This window comes from Clostridium lacusfryxellense, assembly GCF_018861735.1.
In the GTDB taxonomy this organism is placed as follows: Bacteria; Bacillota; Clostridia; order Clostridiales; family Clostridiaceae; genus Clostridium_AD; species Clostridium_AD lacusfryxellense.
In genome coordinates, this window is the sequence record NZ_JAHLEB010000068.1 from 1 (window position 1) to 23370 (window position 23370).

A 23370-nucleotide genomic window follows, 5' to 3' on the forward strand; every position below is an offset into this window, starting at 1 on the left:
CTCCGCATTACATTTTTTCAAGGGTTCTTTGAGTACTCTTTTTTTTGCACTTTTTGGAGGTTTTCCCAAAAGTTATCCACAATTTTTATTTTAGCATTTCACAAGCCCCTAAAAAGATAATAATTAACAATAATAAATATTAATATGCCTAGTGGAGCAAAAGAATTCGTAATTATAATACTATACTCATACAAAATATCGTTAATCCTAGTTATGAATAATGCGAAGAGCCCTACTACAACTATGTATACAGTATCTACTTTTAATTTTTTGATGAAATGTCTTTTCAAGTCCCTTCCTACAACTACAATATAACCTGTTTTACCCTTTTGTATGTATACTATACAAATTTTGTACATCATATTAAATAACGATACAAGTGCAAATAATTCAAAAGGAGGAATATAAAACAAGTAATACTCAATTGGAACAAACATTACAATCAAAGTATATGCTCCTGCTAAATAATTAGACATTTCAACAAATTTACTAGACATTATTTGCTCGTAGGAATTATGTATAAACAAAACAATAAATGGCATATATCCATAAAAAGTCCAAATTTTAATCTTAGTTGAAAAAATATAATCGAGATGTGGTAATAGTGATATTATAAACCCTTCACCAATGAATATAGTCCTTACTGCAATAATTATACAAATTATCGCAAAATACAATTGTGCCTTTTCTTTTCTTCTATTAATAAACACTCCAAAACTGTAAATTGCCGCCATCATTGTACATCCAATAATAAATAAACTTAAGGCCAACTTTTTCTCTCTTATAGCCATAATATCTTTTGATTCTCCAAGAATTAATGTATCTATATATCCATACTTATTATAAAAATTACTAACTCTAAGGACTAAATACGTTTCTCCATTTTCAACATAAAAGGATCCTATAGATGGAACCTTTTGCGGAACCATTTCATTTCTAGATTTCCCTACTTGCCCAACAGAAGTTATTAATTTATTGTCAGCCCAAAGTTCATATGCATTTTGAATAAAATCTATCTTAACTGAGTAGAGCTCATCCTTATTATCCATAAGTAACTTAAGCCTATAAGTACAATAACCTTGCTGTCCAAAAATACCAGGTATATGATCATAAACAGGTGCCTGATCATTTCTAGCGCTTACCACTGGTACAGATTTCAATTCCTCTGGTAAGAGTAATTCATTATTATAAAACTCCCATCCTCCATTTAGTTTTATAATACCATCCACTTTAAAATCCCAATCTCTTAAGTCTAATACACCTTTAGTTGCTAATGGAACTTCTTTTTGCGTATGGCTAACTTCGCTACTTGCTTTTATTATTAAAATAAAAGCAATTAAAGTTAGTAATAACAAAATAGATATTTTTATTTTATGGGACTTTATTTCTGCCATGAATTAGCTCCTTTATTAATTGTATTTATAATGATTTCTTATCATACGTACTCAAGATATATAATACCATATCAAAATCCATATATGTGCTAATACCAACAAAATTCTACATATTTTTTAATACATCCGTTCATTCTATAATTATAAATTGATTTAAATATCATTCATTTTATGATATAATTTTCCTAGGTTATATCTTAAGGAGTGTGAAATATATTATGGACCCCGATGCGTGGCAAATTATAGCTTTAGTAATTTTACTAGGATGTTCAGCCTTTTTCTCTGCTTCTGAAACTGGTTTAATGACTTTAAGCAAAATTAGGTTAAGGCATATGGTAGATTCAGAAGTTAAAGGTGCTGATCGAGTTAATAAATTACTCAAAAACCCAAGTAAACTTCTAGGTGGTATTTTGGTAGGAAATAACATTGCTAATATTGGTGCATCTGCACTAGCAACTTCCTTGTCAATTAAATATTGGGGAGAATCAGGAGTAGGCATCGCAACTATTGCAATGACAATTTTAGTATTAATTTTCGGAGAAATTACGCCAAAGTCTTTGGCCGCACAAAATTCAGAGAAAATATCAATAAAAGTTGCTAGACCTTTAAGCCTAATTACATTTATTTTGAATCCAATTATTGTAGTGCTAATATATATAACTAATACATTTATAAGATTACTCGGTGGAGAAATTGGCAAGCAGAAACCTTTTATAACTGAGGAAGAGTTAAAAACTATGGTTAGTGTAAGTCATGAAGAAGGAGTCCTTGAAGGCGAAGAGAAGCAAATGATTTATAATGTATTTGAGTTTGGAGATTCACAAGCAAAAGATGTTATGACTCCAAGAACTGATATGATTGTTGCAAATGCAAATTCAACATATGAAGAACTTATAAAAATCTTCAGAGAAGAGCAATTCTCAAGACTTCCTATATATGAAGATACAGTTGATAATATAATAGGTGTTTTATATATTAAAGATTTGATTTTTTATGAAGATGGTAAAGATAAATTTAGCATAGAAAAACATATGCGTGTCCCATATTTCACCTACGAATATAAAAGTACAGTTGATTTATTTGCAGACATGCGATTAAACAGAGTACCTATAGCAATTTTACTAGATGAATATGGTGGAACCTCTGGAATTGTAACTATTGAGGATTTAGTGGAGGAAATTGTTGGAGATATAGATGATGAGTACGACGATGATACAGATAAGATTGAGGTTATTAAAGAAGATGAATTTATTGTTGATGGTGATACAAAAATAAGCATGGTCAATGAAATGATAGGCTTAAATATCGAGTCAGATGATTTTGATTCCATTGGTGGTTTTGTTACCGGAATACACGGAAGACTTCCAAAGACTGGTGAGACAATAAATTATAATGATACAAAATTTATTATACAAAACACCAGTAAAAATCGTATAATAAAACTAAAAATTATAACTTAATATAAATAATAAAAAACTTAAAGTTATTAAATTAACTTTAAGTTTTTTATTATTTTATTTGAAATTATGTACTATAAAGTTTTTCTAGGAATTTTAACTTTTATTTTCTTTTCTATAGCATCTAAAAGAAATTTGTCCTTTGGAGCTGCAAATAAGTATGTATATCCGTCTTCTCCAGCTCTTCCAGTTCTTCCAATTCTGTGTATATACCCTTCAGCGCTCTCAGGCATATCATAGTTAAAAACATGAGTAACTCCGTTAATATCAAGGCCTCTGGCTGCTACATCTGTGGCAATCAAATACTGAATATCACATTTTTTAAAATCCTTCATTATTTTTTCCCTCTTTGATTGAGTTATATCAGAATGAAGTTTTTTACAATTGTATCCTTTTTTATAAAGGGCCATCTCAAGATCATCAACTCTTCTTTTAGTTCTACAAAAAATAATAGCCATAAATGGATTATTCTCGTCCATTACTTTGCATAAATCTTCTTGCTTTTGTCTGTCAGTGGTTTCTATTAAAAATTGTTTTATATTCTTAAGTGTAGTTTCTTCTTTTTTAATTATAACTTCTTTAGGGTCATTCATATACTTATAAGCCATTTTTTTAACTTCTGAACTCATAGTAGCTGAAAAACATAAAGTCTGTCTCTTTTTAGGTGTTTTTGATAGGATATCTTCGATATCATTTTTAAATCCCATAAGAAGCATTTGATCTGCCTCATCTAATACTATTGTCTTAAGGTTATCAAGTTTCACTGTGCCACGGCTAAGATGGTCTAATAACCTTCCTGGTGTTGCAATCACTAAATGAATGTTACCTTTTAATTTTTTTAATTGCGCGCCTATATCCTTACCACCGTATGCTGCTAATATATTTAGATTTTTACTTGTTGCGATTTTTTTCGCCTCTTGTGTTATCTGAAGCGCAAGCTCTCTTGTAGGCGTCACTATTAATCCTTGAATTGTGTTTATATCCGCAGACATATTATCAAACATTGGCAGTAAAAACGCAAGTGTTTTACCTGTGCCTGTCTGTGCCTCAGCTATAACATCGTTGCCATCTTTTATTAACTTAATACTTTGCTCTTGAACTGGAGTTGGCTCAGTTATTCCTTGAATTTTGATCATATTTAATATATCATCGCTAAGTCCTAATTTTTTAAATTTTATCATTTTCATTTACCTTTCTATTTAAACGTATTTTTATTAGTTTATACTAACTAACTATTATTATATCAGATATTTAATATAGACGCTAGTTTCTATATTAATCTAATTAAAAAGCAGTCAAACCATTTTTTTAATGGTTTGACTGCTTTTAGTGCACTTTAAAAGTACAGATAAATAAATTAAACTATTTTTTTAATTCTTTAACTCCAGTAACTTCGCTCTTATCATCCATTTTAAATGTAGATTTAGCTTCATCAGTAGTAAAATATACGTTTCCTTCTACCTTAGCATCTTTTAACTGAAAGTTGCTAGCAGTAACATAAAGGTCTCCTTTAAAAGTTCCATGTTCTATACTTCCAGCAGGACTACTAAAAGTTAATTTTGGTGCAGTCAAAGTGAATCTAGCTGTTACTACACGTTTATCATCTTGTGTATATAGACCTATTTTACGTTGTGCAACTGCTGGATCTTTAGTGTTTTTAAAATCACCTGCAACTACAAGTTCTTTGTCAAAACTTAAATCTTTAAGTGTTGCTATGATCCATGTACCTTTAGCGCTTATTGCATTTTCAAATGCAGCTTGCTCATTTACTATTGATGCTGTTGCTACAACATCAGCTTTTGCTACTTCTTTTGTTTCCACCTTAGTTGTTGCTGGAGCTGTTGTTGGTTCTTCTTTAGCTCCACATCCTACTAGTAAAGTAGCACCTACAGCTAATGACAATATTATTGCTTTGATTTTCATACGAAATACCCCCTAATTTTTTTATTAAATTTTCTCTTGTAACACGTTATGTTTCTTACCAAAATCAGTATATCACATGTGATAAAAAAATAACAAGATGAAATATGGGTATTTTGTAATAGATTTCAATTACAATATGAACAAAATTAATATTAGCCCAAAGCAACATCTAGTATCATCATTATTACAAATCCAAGCATTGCACCTATAGTTGAAATATCTGTTTTTGAATCCTGTTGCGATTCAGGTATTAGTTCTTCAACAACTACAAAAATCATTGCACCTGCTGCAAAAGATAGTGCATATGGAAGAATAGGTCTCATAGATATCACTGCAAATGCGCCTATAACACCTGCTATAGGTTCTACTATTCCAGATGCTTGACCGTATATAAAGCTTTTAAACCTAGAAAACCCCTCCCGCCTTAGTGGAATAGAAACTGCAGCTCCTTCTGGAAAGTTTTGAATACCAATTCCTATTGCTAGTGCAACGGCTCCTGCAAGAGATGCAGAAGGTAAATTAGCAGCCACCGCTCCAAAAGCAACTCCAACTGCAAGCCCCTCTGGTATGTTATGAAGCGTTATTGCCAGCACTAACAATACACTTCTTTGCCAACTAGTTTTAATTCCTTCTGCCTCCTCTATTGGTAAATTAAGATGTAGATGTGGTAAAATTTTATCTACCCCTAAAAGGAACCCACCGCCTGCAAGAAACCCTACAGCTGCTGGCACCCATGCCGGCGTACTAGTTAGCTCAGCCATTGCTATAGCTGGCGCGAGCAGTGACCAAAAACTCGCTGCAATCATAACTCCTGCTGCAAAACCTAGCATACCATTTAATACTTTTCTGTCTATTGTTTTAAAGAAAAAAACAAGTGATGCCCCTAGTGCTGTTACCCCCCAAGTAAATAGTGTTGCAATAAGCGCTTGTACTACTGGATCAAAACCCTTAAGCCATTCTATAATCATAAAAAGCCTCCATTTTAAAAAGTTATCGTTTTTAATAGTATTTATAACATGACAGTATCGTTATAGGTATTAATTCTCCCATCTTTTATTTCAATTATCCTGTCAGTTTTTTGCGCTATTCGCAAATCATGTGTAATAATTATGAAAGTTGTGTTAAATTTCTGGTTTATTTCCCTTAGTATAGTGTAAATATTCTCTGCAGAACTCGAATCTAAGTTACCAGTAGGTTCATCCGCAAGTATTATTTTGGGGTTATTAATTAAAGCTCTGGCAATTGCTGTTCTCTGCTGCTGTCCACCAGACATATTAGACGCTAAATTATCTTTAACATCATAAATCCCAACCATTTTCATGAATTCCTCAGCTCTCTCTATAATTTCTTTAGGTGGTTTTGGATTATTCATCATATAAGGAATGAGTATATTTTCTATGGCAGTAAATTCTGGTAATAGGTAATGGAATTGAAAAATAAATCCTATTGTTTTATTTCTAAGTGCAGCTAAAGCATTTTTACTCATTCCATCTGTTCTTTGTGAATTTATATAAACCTCACCACTAGTTGGTTTATCAAGAGTACCTATAATATTTAGCAATGTACTTTTACCACTTCCTGATTGACCTATAATTGAATTAAATGATCCCTCTTCAAAACTTAAGTTTGTATCAAATAAAACCTGCGTCTTTACAGCGGATCCGTATATTTTATTTACATTCTTTAATGTAATAATGTTAGCCATTCTTAATCACCTCTATTGGTTCTAATTTTGAAGAGTTTCTTGCTGGAACAAGAGCTGCAAGTGATGCAGAAGTTACTGCTATTACTCCAGATATTGTTATGAACTTATAGTCTATATAAAGTGCTATTATTGGTGTTCCATCAGGATTAAGTGCAAATTTTGTGAATGTAACCATAAGAGTAATCCCAATTATTATTCCAAGTACCGCACCTGCGATTCCAAGCATTAATCCTTCATACAAGAAAATTTTGCTAGCATCTCTATCTCTAATACCCATAGCTTTAAGAATACCAATCTGTTTAGATTTTTGTACCACGGTAACTGCAAGTACACTTGCTATCCCAAGGGTTACAGAAATAAGAACGAAAACTTGTATCATTAAGCTAGAAACACTTTGTCCATTAAGTCCACCTAATAATTCTTCGTTTTGATCTTTCCAATTTTCCACCGTTATGTTATTATCAGATAATTTTTTACCTATTGTTATTCCAATTTCATCTGCCTTAAATACATTCTTTGAGTTTAATTGCATTTCTATAGAAGTTACTTTATTCCCAAAATCAAATATTTCCTGAGACGTCTTAATGCTCGTTATAATCCATGACTTGTTTATGTTTGCTACTTTCAAATCATAAAATCCAGTTACTATTGCTTCTTTAGTTTTTCCATTAGGAGTAATCAAAGAAATTTTATCTTTAATTTTCAAATTTAACTCATTCTTCAAATCCTTACCTATTAGTACTTCATAAGAGTTTTTCGGAATGTTTCCCTCATAAATTTTAGACTTTATATTATACAATTCTTTATCATTATTCAAATTTAAACCTCTTATAATTATTGGAGCATTTTTATCATTATACTTTATAAATGCAGGTGAATCAGCTGCCGGAGAAACTTTTTCTATTCTGCTATCTGTTAATTTTATTTGAGATATTTTTTCTTCATAATTTTCGATTGTTTTATCATCTTTTGTAGATCTAATTGTTATTTGAGATGAATTCCCTATTGTCTTATCTATAAGGCTCTTTTGCAGGCCTTGTATAAGCGAACCTATAAAAATCTGAACCGATACACCAATAGCAATGCCGATAGCTATTAAAACCGTCTGCCCTTTACTAGATTTTAAAAATCTTACAGCAATCTTAAATGGTAAATTCATTTTAACCCTCCTTTTTCAATTTCTATATTTCATTAAAATTCTCTATTAGCATACCCTCATTTATGCTTTTATAATATATTGTACTTAATATTGCTTTATTTAAACAGTACTACAAAATATAATATTTGTAAATATCTATTATCAACTAATATTTTTTATCCAATATAAATCTACAAATTTAGTAGTGAATATTTTCATTCAATCTCAATTACATGTATACCGTTTTATTTTATTTCCATAATTGTAATGTGTGACTATAAGTGAAAGGGGCATATTAATGGAAAATAGTATTAACCTAATAAATGATGAAATTTTGATTAAGGAATATATAGAAAGGGGCAAGGGACTTTTTAATGATGGTGAAACCCAAAAGGCTTTCAAGAATTTCAACAAAGCAATATTACTAAATAATAAATATGCGTTGACTTATCTTATCAAAGGTCAAGCTCATTTGGAATTGTATGAAGTGGAAGAAGCGAAAAAGTGCCTAAAGACTTACGTTGAATTAGTTCCGAAGGATCCAAAAGGCTACTGGAAGTTAATTGATATACACGATTTGACTGGGGAATTTGATAAATGCATTTACTACTGCGAAAAGCTTATTATAAACGATCCGCAAAACTCAATTTTCCATATAAAAAAAGCTCAGTTCTTAGCCCTGCTCAATGATTTTAAAGAAGCTATAAAAAGCTTTGATGTTTGCCTAGAATTAGATCCTAATTTTTATGATGCCTTATGTGGTAAAGGTAGTGCATTACTATCACTTCGCTATAAAAAAGAAGCTATTGAATTATATAAAAAAGCAATAGAAGTAGATTTTACTAAAAGCGATGCCTATTTTGGTATATCGCAGGTATACATGTCTATGGGACCTATCACAGAAGCATTAAGATATGCAGAAAAGGCATATCATATAGAACCTGAAAATGAATGGTATAAGTGTCACTATAATGTACTAAAAAATATGAATTTAAAAATATGAATTTAAAAATAAATAGTAAAATACTCGCAACTAAACTGAACAAAGTCATGTCCAAAGCCGGGAGCGTTTTACTATTTATATATTGCCATTTATTGTTGTGCTTCTTTAAATTAATGATTGTATTTTTCTCAAATGGATGTCGTAATCCTCGACAATTGCTTTTACTTCACCCATAAGGCTAGCATCTAAATCCTTATTATCATTTATAAATTTTTGTCCCTGCTTTATCCCCATCTCCATGGCAGCAACTCCATGCTCACAGACTTCAAGATCAGTCTTTACAGGTATAAGTTTAATTTTTTCGAAAAAATCTGCCATAGTGCCTATAGCCCCAAGAGTGTCTGATGCATTACCACCTAACTTTTCTATCCTATTTGTAATTGCCTCCTCATGTCTTTTAAATGATTCTATAATTTGAACTAGTTCACCTTTAAGCTCTGGGTTTTTAGCTTTACTTAGATAATCTTTAAATGTAGTACCTCCCATGTGAATACCTTTCAAAAATTTATTCATTTCTTTAATATCATTTTTTGTATTCATAATCTCACCTCAGTTTATTGTGAGCATTAGTTAATTTCATTATACATTACAATAATTTCTATATTACCCCTCCAATTACATCAAGTGGGTCAGTCCTCCTAAGCTCCTTGATAGGTGCAATCAAACTTAAAAAGGATACCAAAATTGGTATAATCAGTGATGTTATAGCACCAGCACTGTTCCACAAAGGAATAGATTTGCCATTTGCATAAAGCACAGTTAAATTTAAAATAAAAACAATAAGAGTACTTAATAATATACCTGCTATATATCCCAATAAACATACAGTACAATTTTCTTTCCAAAGTTTAAAGTAGAGTGTTGTTTTTTTGTAGCCTATAGCTACTAATACTCCAAATTCATATTTTCTATTAATGAAATTAATGTAATTCAAATTCCCAAGAGATATACATAACACAATTATTATTATCATATTAAGCATATGTGATAATCCATTAACAGATTCAAGAACTGAATCTATTTGCTTTGAAATACTATAATAATCCATTATTAAAATATTTTTAGGTGTATCCTTAGATATATAGTTAATTAGATCTTTATCTTTTAAATTATTAACGGAATAAAGTATAGATTGTTTTAAGACTTTGTCTCTAGGAACACCCATCTTGTTATCACTAATTACTCCCAGCATTACTGGGCCATCTGTAATGCCTGACACTTTAAATTTCCCCTTTATTACGTAACTTGAGGATACTTCTGAACCAATATAATCTCCTATTTTTAATTTATTTTGCAATGCATATCTTTTAGGTATAATAATTTCATTCTTGTTTTCTACAGGAAGTCTACCTTCAACTAATTTCATATTAAGAGTAGATGCAATTGTTGCTATATCCTTTTCGTAAAAATTCAACACATCCATGCTCATGCTGCCAAAAACGCCACTATAATTAAGATATCCATATTCACTAATTAAAGGTATTACATTCCCTACATTATTATCATTAGTTATTTTATTTAAATAATCTTTTGGAATAGGCTCTTCACTATTGCTATATACTATTGTGTATTTACTGAAAAAATTAGTACCCGTTAGCTTTGTTATATCAATGGCACTTTTAGTCACCAGCGAAAAAATATAAATTAGAAGCACACTCACCATCATAGCTATTAGTATTGGTGATACTTTAGAAATATTATTCTTAATATACTTAAATGTTGATAGCGGATTCATCATATCCCTCCGTCTCTATATAGTTAATTTTACTTTTTTTAACTGAAGTAATCTGACCATCCCATATATTAATTATATCATCTGCATTTCCAAGTATTGATGCATCATGTGTTACAACAATAACTAATGCACTATTTTTATACTCATCAAGTAGCTTCATAACATCCCTTGCACTACTATGATCTAAAGATGCGGTAATCTCATCACAAAAAATCACTTTCGGATCATTTATAAGTGCTCTAGCAATTGCAGCTTTTTGTCGTTGCCCACCGGATAATTGATGAGGTTTTTTATTTGCTAAATGCTTTATGCCAAGCTTCTCGAGAAGACCCAAAGCTTTTTCTTTTGCTTTAGTGCTATTGTCATTTATAGGTGTTAACACATTATCTATTACACTCATATAGTCTATAAGAAAATGCCTTTGAAAAACGAATCCAAAATTAGCTCGCCTAAGCTGTGCATTTTTAGAAACTGATAATTCCTTAAATTTCATATCCATATAGCTTATAGTTCCGGATGATGGTATTTTTAGACCGGCGAGTGAATATAACAATGAACTTTTCCCACTACCAGAGGGCCCCATTATACCTATTAATCTTTTTCCCTCCAATGAGAGATTAATATTTCTTAAAGCATATGTCTGATCCTCTTTTCCTATATCATATATTAAATTTAGATTCTCTACTTTAAACAACATAATAATTCACTCCTTTTTTTATATTTGTTCTATCATAACTATAGGATCTAGTTTACTTATCATTCTGTTTACAGGTATTAATGTAAATAGTGTTGTAAATAGTGGCACATAGAGGGCCATTAAAAAAGCTTTTACAGAAAAATAAACTGCAACCCCGCCAACCGATCTAAATGCTGCATCATTTATTAAATTAGAAGATACCCACCCAAAAATCATTCCTAGAATAAATCCAATCAGGTTTACAATAATCACTTCCCAAAATGCCTTCTTCATTAGTTCCGCTTTTGTATACCCCATTGCATTTAAAATACCAATCTCCTGTTTTCTACTAAAAAACTGTACATATTTAGAACTTCCAACTGATATGACCATCACTATAATTGCAAGTACACAAATTATGTCTAGTGTATGAACAGTAGATAACAACTCATTATAATTTTTAATTATTCCACTTAAAGTCATAACCACCACATCTGTTTTAGGTAAGTTTAGTAATAGATTATCTACCTCTTTTACCTTATCCTCCTTTGGAAACACTAATATTTCATTATTCATCATATTTGTATTATTGTTATTAGTGTTATAAGGCATAAACGATAAATATCCATCGCCTTCAATTATTGCAACCACTGTATACTCACCATCTAAGCTATCATTTTTATCAATGGAATTTCCTATTTTATCACCTAATTTTTTTTTTTTATTTTTAGACATTCTGTAATCAAGTGCCACCTCCTTATAATTTTCTAGTGGCATTCTTCCTTCTTTCAGCTTTATGTTATGTTTTTTCATAACATAAGCTATATCTTCTGATTTCACACCTAAAATTGAAGCATTAGTTGCAGCTCCTGGTATTAAATATCGTGTCTTATATGAAACAAAGGGTATTATATTATCTACATTAGGGTTATCTTTAATGATACTAACAATACTATTTGGTATAGGTTTGTTTTTTTCAATACTTTGCAGAGTCATATGATTTTTATATGGGTTTATATTTAGCTCATATATAGATTCACCAAGAGACCTTACAAATGTCTGAAAAACATATAAAAATGAAACAGCCACTAATATTGGTATGATGGAAGTTATAAGTTTTTTCTTATTGTTTTTACTATAGCTTAAAGCTGATAAAGGTTTCATTTTACTAACTCCTTTCAAGTCATAAAATTTGTAATATATTTTTAATTAAATAATTTACTTATAATATTATAATACTAATTTTGGCAGTAAAATGAAAGTAACCATGGTCACAAAATAATGTGACCACGGTTACTTTTTGATTTATATCTACTGATTAAGTAAATCCTTAATATATATCGCTGCTGATGTTCTATCCGAAATTCCTATTTTGCTATATAGATTACTTACATAATTTTTTACCGTTCCACCAGATATATATAGTGAAGATGCAATTTGTTTATTGGTAAACCCTTGAGCTAGCATTTTTGCAATTTCTATTTCTTTTTCTGTTAGCCCTAACAAATTTAACAATTTAGACTCATTATCCTTAATTCTTTTTTCACTATCGTAACTGTATTCCTTTGCTATTTTACCTGCAAGCTTAATAGCAATTTTAGATGGCAATATAAAATCACCCCTGCATACATCCTTTACCGCTTTTATAAGTCCATCGCCATCTATATCTTTTAAAATATAACCGGTTGCACCATGATTTAATGAACTTACAATAAATTCTTCATCATCAAATGTTGTAAGTATAAGAATAAGTATATTAGGAAAACTTTCCTTAATTAATTTAGTGCATTGTACTCCATCCATATTTGGCATTCTTATATCCATTAATACAACATGCGGCTCCGTTTTAGAACATAATTCTAATGCCTCAACGCCATCCTTTGCAAGTGCTACTACCTCTATATCCTCCTCTAATTCAAGTATAGTCTTAAGCCCGTCCCTCATAAGTGTTTGATCGTCTGCAATTAACACTCTTATAGTATCCATAAAAACCTCCCCCAAAAATAAAGTTTTTAATATTATATATCTTTATATATTACAGCTGGCATGCCTTGTAATAGGGAATTGTAATTATTATTTCTAAGCCCTCGCCTTCATCAGAATTAATATTAAAACTTCCTTCTATATCATAAACTCTATCTCTCATAGCTCTAAGTCCGAAGCCGTAATTCAATGTAGCAGCACCTTCGCCATTGTCAACAAGCGAAAATAATACTTTATTTTCTTTTTTAATAAGTTTAAATAAAAAAGCAGTGCTTTTCCCATGGCGGATTCCATTAGTAAGTCCCTCTATCAAAGATGATAAAATTATCTTTTGTACTTCATTAGTTAGATTTAATGAATAATCTATTTCAGATTTTATTGTCACATCCGAATGTATCTGGGTATCCTTAATTATGGATTCTAAAGAAGGATAAAATTCCAATAACTCATCACCTTTTTCAAGAACTCGTACAGAGCCCCTTATATCATTAAGCCCCTTCCTTACTTGGCCTTGCGCTAAGCAAAGTTTTTCTAGCGATAAATCAGGATTTATCTTCATAAGTCTTTTGCTAGCCTCTATTTCTACAAGCACCGTTGTTAAGGTATGTCCAACTGTATCATGAATCTCCCGTGCTATTTTATTTCTCTCTTTAAGGGTTGTAATCACCTCTAATTTTTCATATGCCTCCTTTAAATTCATATATATTATTTCTTTTTCTAATTTCTCTATAATTATTTCTTTTAGAGAAACATCAATTATTTCTGTTTGTCTTAATAAATATCTAACAAGAAAAAATATTAAATATATTATGCAAAAAATTGATAAACTTAAAAGTATTTTCACAAAGATAGTAGCAAATTCAAAATTCACCATAATACTTAAATTTACGCAGTAAAGTATAAAAGAAAAAATTGAAGCTATTATACCAAATATTAATCTGAAATTTAGGACAATGTCCTCTAACATAAAATAATACAGGCATAAAGATAAATGGGAGTTATCGTATAAATTAAGTATAAAAATCAGAATAAAATCTATTATTAAAAAAAGACAACTTAGATATTTGTAATTTTCACTATCATATATAAAAAACACTCTAATAGTGTACGATGTTAAAAATAAAAATGTTAAAGTAATAATTAACAATTGGTATTCTGTGTTATAAAGTGCACTTATTAAAAAAATCCCAGTAAATAATATATAATTAATAATCATTAAAATATCTTTAATCTTATTATTCATAAACCACCTCACAAATTCATAATAGTATTCAATTATTCTATCATTTCAAATAATCCAAATATATCATCCTCACTCATTGATTTAAATCCTTCACCGCCTGCCATCTCATCACCCAGTAGCTCTGTTATGAGCTTCTTTTTCTCTTCTTGAAGTGATAGAATCTTCTCCTCAATAGTTCCCTTAGCTATAATTTTTATGACACTGACTACATTTTTTTGCCCTATTCGATGAGCCCTATCAGTTGCTTGTTCTTCTACTGCAGGGTTCCACCAAGGATCAAAGTGGATTACTACATCTGCCGAGGTTAAATTTAGGCCTGTACCACCGGCCTTTAAGCTAATCAAAAACACAGAATCTTTTCCATCATTAAAATTTTGAACCAACTTCATTCTTTTCTCCGCTTTCACAGAACCATCGAGATAACTATAGGATATTCTCTCTACCTTAAGTCTTTTTTGTATATTCTTAAGAACAGATGTAAATTGAGAAAAAACAAGCACTCTATGTCCCTCCTCTATACTCATATGAAGGTGTTCAACTAGCGCCTCTATCTTTGAGCTACCACCGCTATAGTCATTCATTAGTACTGTGGGGTCTAAACATATTTGCCTAAGTTTTGTTATATAAGATAAAATTTCTATTTTACTATTCTTAAACTCATCATCAGATACCTTCTTTTTTATAAGCTGCATAGCATGGTTTGCATATGTTTTATATATCTTCTTTTGCTCCTCATCTAAACTAACAAGAAGAGTTTTTTCTATCTTATCAGGTAATTCCTTTAAAACATCTCTTTTCTTTCGCCTTAAAATAAATGGTTTTATAAGTCTATTTAGGTCTTCTATTACCTCCGGGTTTGCCTTAATCTTTTTATGATACCTTACACTAAATCTCTTTTCATCATATAAGTATCCGGGCATTATAAAATCAAATATTGACCATAGGTCCATAAGTGAATTCTCTATAGGCGTACCTGATAATGCAAATCTTGTCTTAGCGTTTATCTCCTTTACAGCTACAGCATTCTGCGATCTTGGATTTTTAATGTTTTGAGCTTCATCTATTATGCAATAATCAAACTCTAGCCCTTTATAGCTATCAAGATCTCTCTTTACTAGGTTATATGTAGTAATAATTACATCATAATTTTCTATATTTTTTATTATGACGTCACGAGAGTCCTTAGTTCCGCAAGCAGCTATTACGTTTAAACTTGGTGCAAATTTTTCAAATTCGGAAGTCCAATTATATATTAATGAAGTAGGTGCTACAATTAAAGTCTTACTTTTCTTAATTGATAATATAAAAGCAATAGCTTGAATTGTTTTACCAAGACCCATTTCATCCCCTAAAACACCACCAAATCCTAAGTAGTCTAAAGTTCTAAACCAATTATATCCGATTTGCTGATACTTCCTCAGCTCTCCATTTAGGTCAATTGGCTGATCAAATTTCAGACTATCCATATTTTTAAGTTTTCCAGTTACTTCTTTTAATTCTTTTTTACCTTTTATATACCTAATGTTATTTTCCTCTAAATAGCTATCTAAGAAAATAGCTTTACCTTTAGATATCTCAATATGATTATTACTAACATCATTTGGAGTCACAACATCTAGCAGCTTTAGGAATTTATTAAGTTCTAATTCCTCTAAATCAAGGTACTCACCATTTTTTAGTTTATAATACTTAAGACTATTCCTAAATGCTCTTAGTATATTTTTAGTTTCTAGGGGGTTAATATCTCCTATTTTAAAATCCATTTCAAAATAATTATACTTTCCACTTTTTATATCTGCGCTAATTCCTTTTGCTGCTAATGATTTTATACCTTTAAAATTCTGTGAATAATATACTTCTCCTATTTCTTGCAGGCGCGATATATCACTTTTAAAAAAATTAAATATATAATCCTCTCCTTTGAGGAAATAAAACTTGTTTTTTATTTCTTCAAACCCGAGTGTTTTTAAAACTCTAATAACCTGTGATTCCTTTTTAGAATCCCTATATATAATTTTATCAGTACAATCTTCATATATATTAAACTCAAAAGTTCCATATTTAACCTTTAAAGTTAAAGATATCTCTTTTCCTTCCTGATCAAAGTAGAATATAAATTGACTCTTCGCCATTATTATTTTATCTTTTATAGACTTGGATAAAGTAACATTAGGCGATAAAAAGTTAATATCCGGGATTAAGTGTCTTAATATCTTCTCTTCATCAATGTTTTTCATAGTTACAACCTTTGCCTCATTAAAAACTTGAAGATACGGACTTATCTTATAACAAAACTCATAATCTGGAAGATATACATTAGTACCATACAAGAAAACATCGTTCTTAGATCCTAGTGGTACAGGCATACCATTTGAAGATTTAAGTACATAATTATCCTTTATTATCTTTAAATCAAAATCTAATGGTGGAGTTTCATATATAATTTCAGTATCTACAGGTCTATAGAAAAAGCCTTCATTTAAATATACCCTATGTTTTATTATAATTTCAAAAAATTCCCTAGTTAAATACTTAGGAATATTTATATTTTTTCCATTAATAAACATATCTTCATTTCTATAAGCTATTTTCTTAGTCGCCTCTATAGTTTTTAACATTTCAATAAAATCAATAAGCCTTTTATCCTTTGTAGATAATTTTTGATTTTCTGAATTAAACGTGAAATTCTTGCTGTAAATTATAGGAATATTGTTGTAATATGCAAGTAAAAAGTGATTAATGTCTTTTAAAACGTAAAGATTACTAGCACTCATTGAGTTTAATCCTATTTTAAACTCAGCTGTAAGGTTGTCTGTCCACTGATTTTTATTAATGTATACTTCTATTTTAGTTTCATCCTTATGCTTTTCATCTCCTAAAAGCATAGATAGTAAATTGGTATTATTTTTGAATACACAAGCGTCAACAATATCGTCTTCTCTTAAAAGATGGTGATTAGCTAAATCCTCTACTGCTTTATAAAATGTCGCCACCAAATGTTTACAACAATAGTTTTCCTTTTTAAACTCATTATTTTCAAAATCAGCGCAACTACAAAAGGTAGAAAAGATACTCCTACGCGCTGCATCAATCTCAATTTTTGTATGATATTCATTAAAAAGCTTCTCTGAAATCACATTGCCATCAACACATATTAATTTATCTTCATTTGTAATATCTATAGATGAAACCAAATCATTACTAAGGACTCTTTGCCCCTTAGCATTATTTTTACCACTAGTTCCTTCATTAAATATTTGTAGTATCATATCTTCTTTTAACATATTTTCTCCCTAGGTTTTTAAATTTTATAATATTTTAATTATACCATAAATACAGAAAGAACATAAAACTAACGTTCTATGTTCTTTCCAATGAATACAAATTTTACTACTCACGCTTATTAATAGGTATAATAACACTCTCAAATAATTGTTTATTCTCATTTACCTTAGTTTCACTACCAACAACGCAAAATAAATTTTGTTTTATAATTGTTTCTAAGACATCAACAAATCCCCTTACATCATCCTGGGTTGTAGATAATACCTCATCACGTAGCTTTTGAATATCAGCTTGAGAAGTAAACGTAAAATACATACTATCACCTATTATACCTTTAGCATACGGCCCTGTTAAATGATCCATATTTCCTATGGTTCCTATTATATAATTAGTCATTTCTTTGTCGCTTGGCTTAAAATTCTCTAAAAATTTTATAGTTTTATCAAATGTATCCAAAGTCTCCTTTAAATTTGGATCGCGGTATGAATAAAATAATACTTCGTCTCTTGTAAAATTCATGGCTCCGCCATATGCTCCACCTTTCACTCTGAGTTCCTTCCATAAATATTCACTATTTAAAATATTTTCAAGCACCTTCATATGCCCATTAAAACTATATCCTTCTTTTTTATAATTTGCAGCCTTAACCACATATTGAACTTGTGATGGAATTATTAAAGCTTCATTCTTATTTTTAAAATCAAATTTATAATTCTGTGTAGGAAATTTTTTATTATTTATTTTTTCTCCAAATTTATCAAAAGAAATTGCAAAGTCATCATAATCTTTATCATCACCAGTATAACTTACCACTAATCCTTCTTTGTTAAATACAATATTTTTGACATCATTTAGATTTCTCTGAATTTCATCAAATTTATTATCAAAATTATCATCTAAATCACAAATAAAATTATAGTAAGGTAAATAATCTAAATCTTTATATTTACCACTATTAGATAAATAAGATAATGTGCGGTTTATTGCAAGTGAACTTCCACCATTAACAAACATAGTTTCATAATTTACCCTTAAAGATTTAATTAAATTCTTCATACGATTTTTATCATCAAACTTACTGTGATTCATTATTTGGTCTAATAGTTCAAATGCTTTTGGTAATGTATTATTAATAGCATTTAAGTTAATATTCATTTTGGGATAATAGTCATCGCTCCTATTACTATTCTTAAATACTGTTGAATTAAAACTAATTCCTCCAGTATACTTCATTGTTTCATTTGACAACTGCATAACATTATATTTTTGAGTACTAACATTCCCTAAAACACTTGCAAGCAATTTCAAATATAACACCTTATTCTGGGGTACTTTTGAACTATCAAAATATAGACTAGAGTAGGTAATTCCATTAGTAAATATAGGATGACTCAATATTTTAATGCCCCGCTCTAATTTTTCTATTGTTGGTATTTTTTCTGCTTTTAAATTCAGATCTTTTCGAGTAAGTGCTGGTACTTTTGACAAATTCTCTTTTGTATCTACTTCCCCTTGCCACTTTTTCAATTCTTCCGACTCTTTTTTAATAGTTGATATTTGAATCTCAGATAGAGATTTTTTATACAATTCTAATTTCTTTTTTGATTTTTCTTCTTTTTCTTCATTTAATCCTTTTGAAGGTTTTAACACAACTAGTGAATTGTGGTCATTATCTAATAAATAATTTTGTACCAATCTCTCAAAGTATCTATGAGATATTTTAGATTTAATCTTGTTAAGTGTGGGTGTAATATCCAAATATTCTGTAGGATCCACATCATAATTCCAGCAATTTAAAGCAGATGACATATAATTCATACCTCTATTAGCATCAGAATTTTGAGTTTTCAAACTTAGTTCTATAGCGGTGAATACCGAATCTACTAACTCTTTATCAAAACCTTCTTTTACCACTTGTTGCAGTGCATCATCTACAAGTTTTTTAAATTTATATTTATCTAATTCATTGGCATTTGTAGTTACTATACTGAATGTAGGTTGCCTTGTTGACTGATTGAAACTTGCTGAAACATTAGTGCCAATTCCCCTACTCATTAAAGCTTTTCTTAAGGTTGAAGACTTAGTATTTAAAAGGATTTCTTGTAAAATTTGAAAACCCAAAACAGTTTCTGCGTTTACCTCTTTATCGATTACGTAGTTAGACGATAAATAAGTCATATTAATAGTACTTGCATTAATAGAAACTGGGTATAATGCTGTTTTCTCAATATTCTTTTCATATTTACTTTGTAATTTAATTTCACTATCCACTACAGTATTTTTTAATTTACTCAAATAATTTACATCCATAAATTTGAGCGTACTCTCAATATCCAATTTCCCATACAAATATATAGAACTATTTGATGGAACATAATATTTTTTATATGTTTCAACAAATTTATCATAAGTCAAATCTGTAATATTTTCTGGATTACCACCAGATTCAAAATTGTATGAATTATCACGAAAAAGTGATTCATTAATATTATTTGATAAAATAATTAATGGAGAAGAATTATTGCCTTTCATCTCATTGTATACTATCCCATTATAATTTAGCTTCCCTGTTTTACTATTAACTTCATAATGCCACCCTTCTTGTTTAAGTATCTTAGGCTCCTTAATCAAATTAGGAGAAAATACTGCATCTAAATATACACTCATTAGGTTTTTAAAATCAGTCTCATTTTTACTTGCCACTGGATACATTGTAAAATCAGGTCCTGTAAACGCATTTATAAATGTACTTAATGATTGCTTTGTCATAATTAAAAATGGATCTTTTACAGGATATTTTTTCGAACCACATAATACTGAATGTTCTATAATATGATTTACACCAGTATTATCATTAACTGGAGTACGAAAACTTATTGAAAAGACTTTATTCTCATCCTCATTTTTTAGATATATAAGTTTTGCTCCACTTTTAATATGTTTAAAAATCATTGCAGTTGAGTGTATATCTTCAATCCATTTTTTAGATTCTAGCTTAAATCCGGATATAACTTTACCTGTCTCTAGACTTCCTTTAGCATTTTCATTATAACTTAATTGTATTTCATTAGTTTCAGCAAATAAACCTTGTGAATAAGGTAATCTTTGTTCACCTAAAGCTCTTACATAACATAAGTTATTAAAAGATAGTCCTACTACTAGTAATATTGATGTTATTCTTGTAAACTTCTTCATTTGATTCCCCCATTATTTTATATTTCTTTCTTTCTATTTTTTTATATTACAAGTAGTATGTTTGATTTTTAATATTAAATGCATGTGTAAGTTTTTTATTTCAAATTTTAATATTTATAACAAATAAAAAAAACACTACCAATATTATAAAAAATTATAATACTAGTAATGTTATATTTACTTCTTAATTCTTTTATTTAATAATATGTAATATCTTTATACAGATGTAAGAAATTTTTCTTTTGAGTTGTCGTTAAACATAGAAATCATATCTTGCTTTTCTTTGGTAAACCTATTATATACACTTTGTTTCACAGCGGCTGAACTATCTTTAAAATAAACGTTAACTTTTTGACGTTCATTATATAAATCATTTATGATATTGCCATCACTTTTATTTAAATTAAGTTTTGAAAATACAGATAAAGTTCCTCCTACACCATGTTGAACTGCTGTAGACAATAAACTTTCTTTTAAAGCATTGCTTTTTGTATTTATATCAAATCCATATTTTGTATTCAATGCTGTTGCTACAACGTCATAGTAATTTTGCTTTATTGAGTTTTTCTGTATCTTTAAGAATTCATCTTTATTATTAGCTGATATACTAGTCCACGCAGCATCGAAATTTCTACCAAAACTATTACCATCCTTAGATTTTGCTTCTGTAAGTTTTAAATAAAAATCTTTATTAGTTTGATTAAGTGAATTAATGAAAGAATTTAACGACCCAGTTTTAGAAGAAAATTGCCATGCACCATAAGATTTGCCACCGATATCGCCTGGTGTATTACTTATTGTGCCCGGATTATAATTAGATTCATATTTAGCAGATGTAGCACCTAGAGTACTGTATTCGTCAACTTCTTGACTAGTATTACTAGATAACGATAAAGCTACATTTCTCATATTTAAATTAAATTCACTCATCTCACCCAATGAATCATCTAAGTTTAAAGATTCTTGATTTGATAAAGCAGTAGTCATAAACTCAACCATCATTGAATTAGTTGAACCAGTTGAATTATTCATCATTTGTATAAGCAGTGCCCTAAAAGCTGATTCCTGAGTACTTTCTTCACTAACATCCTCTGTAGTGTTTTTAGTGGAAAGAGTATTATATTTTTTTATTTGTAAAGCATATTGATTTAACAATTCATTATTAATTAAATTTGTAGATAATGCCATCACTATCACCCATTTTATATAAATTTTTTCTATTCTACTATTATCTCATAAAGTATTATTGTATACTAGTAAAAAAACATTTTACTTCAAATAAAACAGTAACAAGAATAGTATTACTTATTTTACATATAATAATTTAATTAATATATATATAATTTGTATGCAAATAGCTTATTTATAAATTGAATATTTTAATGTAAACTTAAAATGGTTATTGCTAGGTTAGCTTATAGAGGGTGAGTAATATGCAAAATGAAATTAATTATGTAAAAATTGGAAATCGAATACGTATTGAACGAGAAAAATTTGATATGACCCGTGAAAACTTGTCTGAGATCTTAAACATTTCCCCTTATTTTTTAGGACAAATTGAAAGAGGGGAAAGAAAAATGAGCAGTAATACTTTGATAAACCTATCTGAATGTTTACACATTTCAATAGATTATTTGTTTTTTGATGAAATAAATATTAATACTAATACTGATGTTCTACAATCTTTAATTAATAAATGTTCAGAAAAGGAAATCAAAGTTATTGAGGGGCTAATAAAACTTATATTACCACACCTTACAAGGTAAAAAGTATTAATAACTCATTTTCATAAAAAAGATAAAAAATGTGTTAACTATATATGTATTTAGTTAGCACATTTTTTTTATTCTTTTCTAGATATTAATTTTATATATAGAATTATTTAATTATAACATTTTATATCCATTCCCTTAAAATATGTTTAATTTTAGCATTAAATAAAATTGTAGAGCATGTCCTACTTAATCGCAATTTAAGTTCGTGTTCATATTGTTCAAATTTCATTCCCATCTTTTGCCTAATTCTATTATGTAAAATATCATGACTATTGTCCATACCCTCGTACGGAATATTTTCTATAATAATAAACTCTATCTCATTACCTGCAACTCCTTTAATCTGGAAATTACTTACCATTTTGTTAAACATGAACCATTTCTTTATATTTTCATACTCTTTTATCATTTTTTCCATCGACATATTATATATTGACTCTTCCAGAAACGGAACTTCATGAAGACAATTCACATTCATAACATTTTCCTCAATATCATTCACAAAATAAAACATTTTATCCCCCTCTACAAATTATATGTGTATTTCAATTTTCTAACATTCACTAGTTTATTAATCATTAATATTATAACGTATTTTTATACTCGTTTCTATTATTACATAAACCCATAAGATAGACATTTATACTATAGTTACAAATGTTTCTATTTATCATCTTATCTTTAATTATATTTCTTCTATAATTGTTTTTATTCTTTTAAAGTGCTATTATTAAATTATGTATAATATAGCTGATTGCGGAACTATTTAAGAAAATTAGTTAAATAATTGATGAAGCTTATCCTAATTTATAGCGAACTTAATAAGAACTAATCTTATTATAAAAAAATCACTATGCT

19 protein-coding genes are annotated in these 23370 nt (G+C 29.2%); 3 read left to right on the forward strand and 16 right to left on the reverse strand.

Going from position 1 to position 23370, the window contains the following annotated elements; translation table 11 throughout:
* Positions 1-98 precede the first annotated feature (98 nt).
* The gene (locus KPL55_RS22895; RefSeq protein WP_216309080.1) at positions 99-1394 is read right to left on the reverse strand and encodes a 7TM diverse intracellular signaling domain-containing protein; all 1296 of its coding nucleotides are present in this window, start codon (positions 1392-1394) and stop codon (positions 99-101) included.
* A gap of 218 nt (positions 1395-1612) precedes the next feature.
* Between KPL55_RS22895 and KPL55_RS22900 the strand changes: the two genes are divergently transcribed.
* A complete protein-coding gene (locus KPL55_RS22900; RefSeq protein ID WP_216309081.1) occupies positions 1613-2854 on the forward strand; it encodes an HlyC/CorC family transporter in 1242 nt (413 codons plus the stop codon).
* 71 nt (positions 2855-2925) lie between these two features.
* Here the strand turns inward: KPL55_RS22900 and KPL55_RS22905 are convergent, their stop codons facing one another.
* The 5 genes from KPL55_RS22905 to KPL55_RS22925 all read right to left on the reverse strand — a co-directional run bounded on the left by KPL55_RS22905 (position 2926) and on the right by KPL55_RS22925 (position 7638).
* Positions 2926-4032, reverse strand: coding sequence for a DEAD/DEAH box helicase (locus KPL55_RS22905; RefSeq protein WP_216309097.1), 1107 nt, complete (start codon positions 4030-4032; stop codon positions 2926-2928).
* 181 nt (positions 4033-4213) lie between these two features.
* Complete coding sequence (locus KPL55_RS22910) at positions 4214-4774, reverse strand: hypothetical protein (protein WP_216309082.1); 561 nt, start codon at positions 4772-4774, stop codon at positions 4214-4216.
* Positions 4775-4926: 152 nt separating this feature from the next.
* A complete protein-coding gene (locus KPL55_RS22915; RefSeq protein ID WP_216309083.1) occupies positions 4927-5742 on the reverse strand; it encodes a ZIP family metal transporter in 816 nt (271 codons plus the stop codon).
* Between the two features lie 41 nt (positions 5743-5783).
* The gene (locus KPL55_RS22920; protein ID WP_216309084.1) at positions 5784-6479 is read right to left on the reverse strand and encodes an ABC transporter ATP-binding protein; all 696 of its coding nucleotides are present in this window, start codon (positions 6477-6479) and stop codon (positions 5784-5786) included.
* Complete coding sequence (locus KPL55_RS22925; RefSeq protein ID WP_216309085.1) at positions 6472-7638, reverse strand: ABC transporter permease; 1167 nt, start codon at positions 7636-7638, stop codon at positions 6472-6474. The genes KPL55_RS22920 and KPL55_RS22925 overlap by 8 nt, the downstream gene beginning before the upstream one ends.
* 277 nt (positions 7639-7915) lie before the next feature.
* Here KPL55_RS22925 and KPL55_RS22930 point away from each other — a divergent pair, with 277 nt between their 5' ends.
* Positions 7916-8620, forward strand: a complete 705-nt coding sequence (locus tag KPL55_RS22930) for a tetratricopeptide repeat protein (RefSeq protein ID WP_216309086.1) — start codon at positions 7916-7918, stop codon at positions 8618-8620.
* 105 nt (positions 8621-8725) lie between these two features.
* On the opposite strand, the gene KPL55_RS22935 is transcribed toward KPL55_RS22930, so the two are convergent.
* The 9 genes from KPL55_RS22935 to KPL55_RS22975 all read right to left on the reverse strand — a co-directional run bounded on the left by KPL55_RS22935 (position 8726) and on the right by KPL55_RS22975 (position 21925).
* Complete coding sequence (locus KPL55_RS22935) at positions 8726-9160, reverse strand: DUF2383 domain-containing protein (RefSeq protein WP_216309087.1); 435 nt, start codon at positions 9158-9160, stop codon at positions 8726-8728.
* Between the two features lie 58 nt (positions 9161-9218).
* The gene (locus KPL55_RS22940) at positions 9219-10355 is read right to left on the reverse strand and encodes an ABC transporter permease (RefSeq protein ID WP_216309088.1); all 1137 of its coding nucleotides are present in this window, start codon (positions 10353-10355) and stop codon (positions 9219-9221) included.
* Positions 10333-11052: an ABC transporter ATP-binding protein gene (locus KPL55_RS22945; protein WP_216309089.1), complete on the reverse strand. Its 720-nt coding sequence runs from the start codon at positions 11050-11052 to the stop codon at positions 10333-10335. Before KPL55_RS22945 ends, KPL55_RS22940 begins: the two co-directional genes overlap by 23 nt.
* Positions 11053-11070: 18 nt before the next feature.
* The gene (locus KPL55_RS22950) at positions 11071-12195 is read right to left on the reverse strand and encodes an ABC transporter permease (RefSeq protein ID WP_216309090.1); all 1125 of its coding nucleotides are present in this window, start codon (positions 12193-12195) and stop codon (positions 11071-11073) included.
* A gap of 147 nt (positions 12196-12342) precedes the next feature.
* Entirely contained in the window at positions 12343-13017 is a 675-nt protein-coding gene (locus tag KPL55_RS22955; protein ID WP_216309091.1) for a response regulator transcription factor, read from the reverse strand.
* Positions 13018-13066: 49 nt separating this feature from the next.
* Positions 13067-13888, reverse strand: a complete 822-nt coding sequence (locus tag KPL55_RS22960; RefSeq protein WP_216309092.1) for a sensor histidine kinase — start codon at positions 13886-13888, stop codon at positions 13067-13069.
* A gap of 401 nt (positions 13889-14289) precedes the next feature.
* Positions 14290-17541, reverse strand: coding sequence for a DEAD/DEAH box helicase (locus KPL55_RS22965; RefSeq protein WP_216309093.1), 3252 nt, complete (start codon positions 17539-17541; stop codon positions 14290-14292).
* Between the two features lie 106 nt (positions 17542-17647).
* A complete protein-coding gene (locus KPL55_RS22970; RefSeq protein ID WP_216309094.1) occupies positions 17648-20737 on the reverse strand; it encodes an insulinase family protein in 3090 nt (1029 codons plus the stop codon).
* 216 nt (positions 20738-20953) lie between these two features.
* Positions 20954-21925: a VgrG-related protein gene (locus KPL55_RS22975; RefSeq protein ID WP_216309095.1), complete on the reverse strand. Its 972-nt coding sequence runs from the start codon at positions 21923-21925 to the stop codon at positions 20954-20956.
* Positions 21926-22170: 245 nt separating this feature from the next.
* Between KPL55_RS22975 and KPL55_RS22980 the strand changes: the two genes are divergently transcribed.
* Positions 22171-22503, forward strand: a complete 333-nt coding sequence (locus KPL55_RS22980) for a helix-turn-helix domain-containing protein (RefSeq protein WP_246599774.1) — start codon at positions 22171-22173, stop codon at positions 22501-22503.
* Between the two features lie 130 nt (positions 22504-22633).
* On the opposite strand, the gene KPL55_RS22985 is transcribed toward KPL55_RS22980, so the two are convergent.
* Positions 22634-23026, reverse strand: coding sequence for a hypothetical protein (locus KPL55_RS22985; RefSeq protein WP_216309096.1), 393 nt, complete (start codon positions 23024-23026; stop codon positions 22634-22636).
* Between the last annotated feature and the right edge of the window lie 344 nt (positions 23027-23370).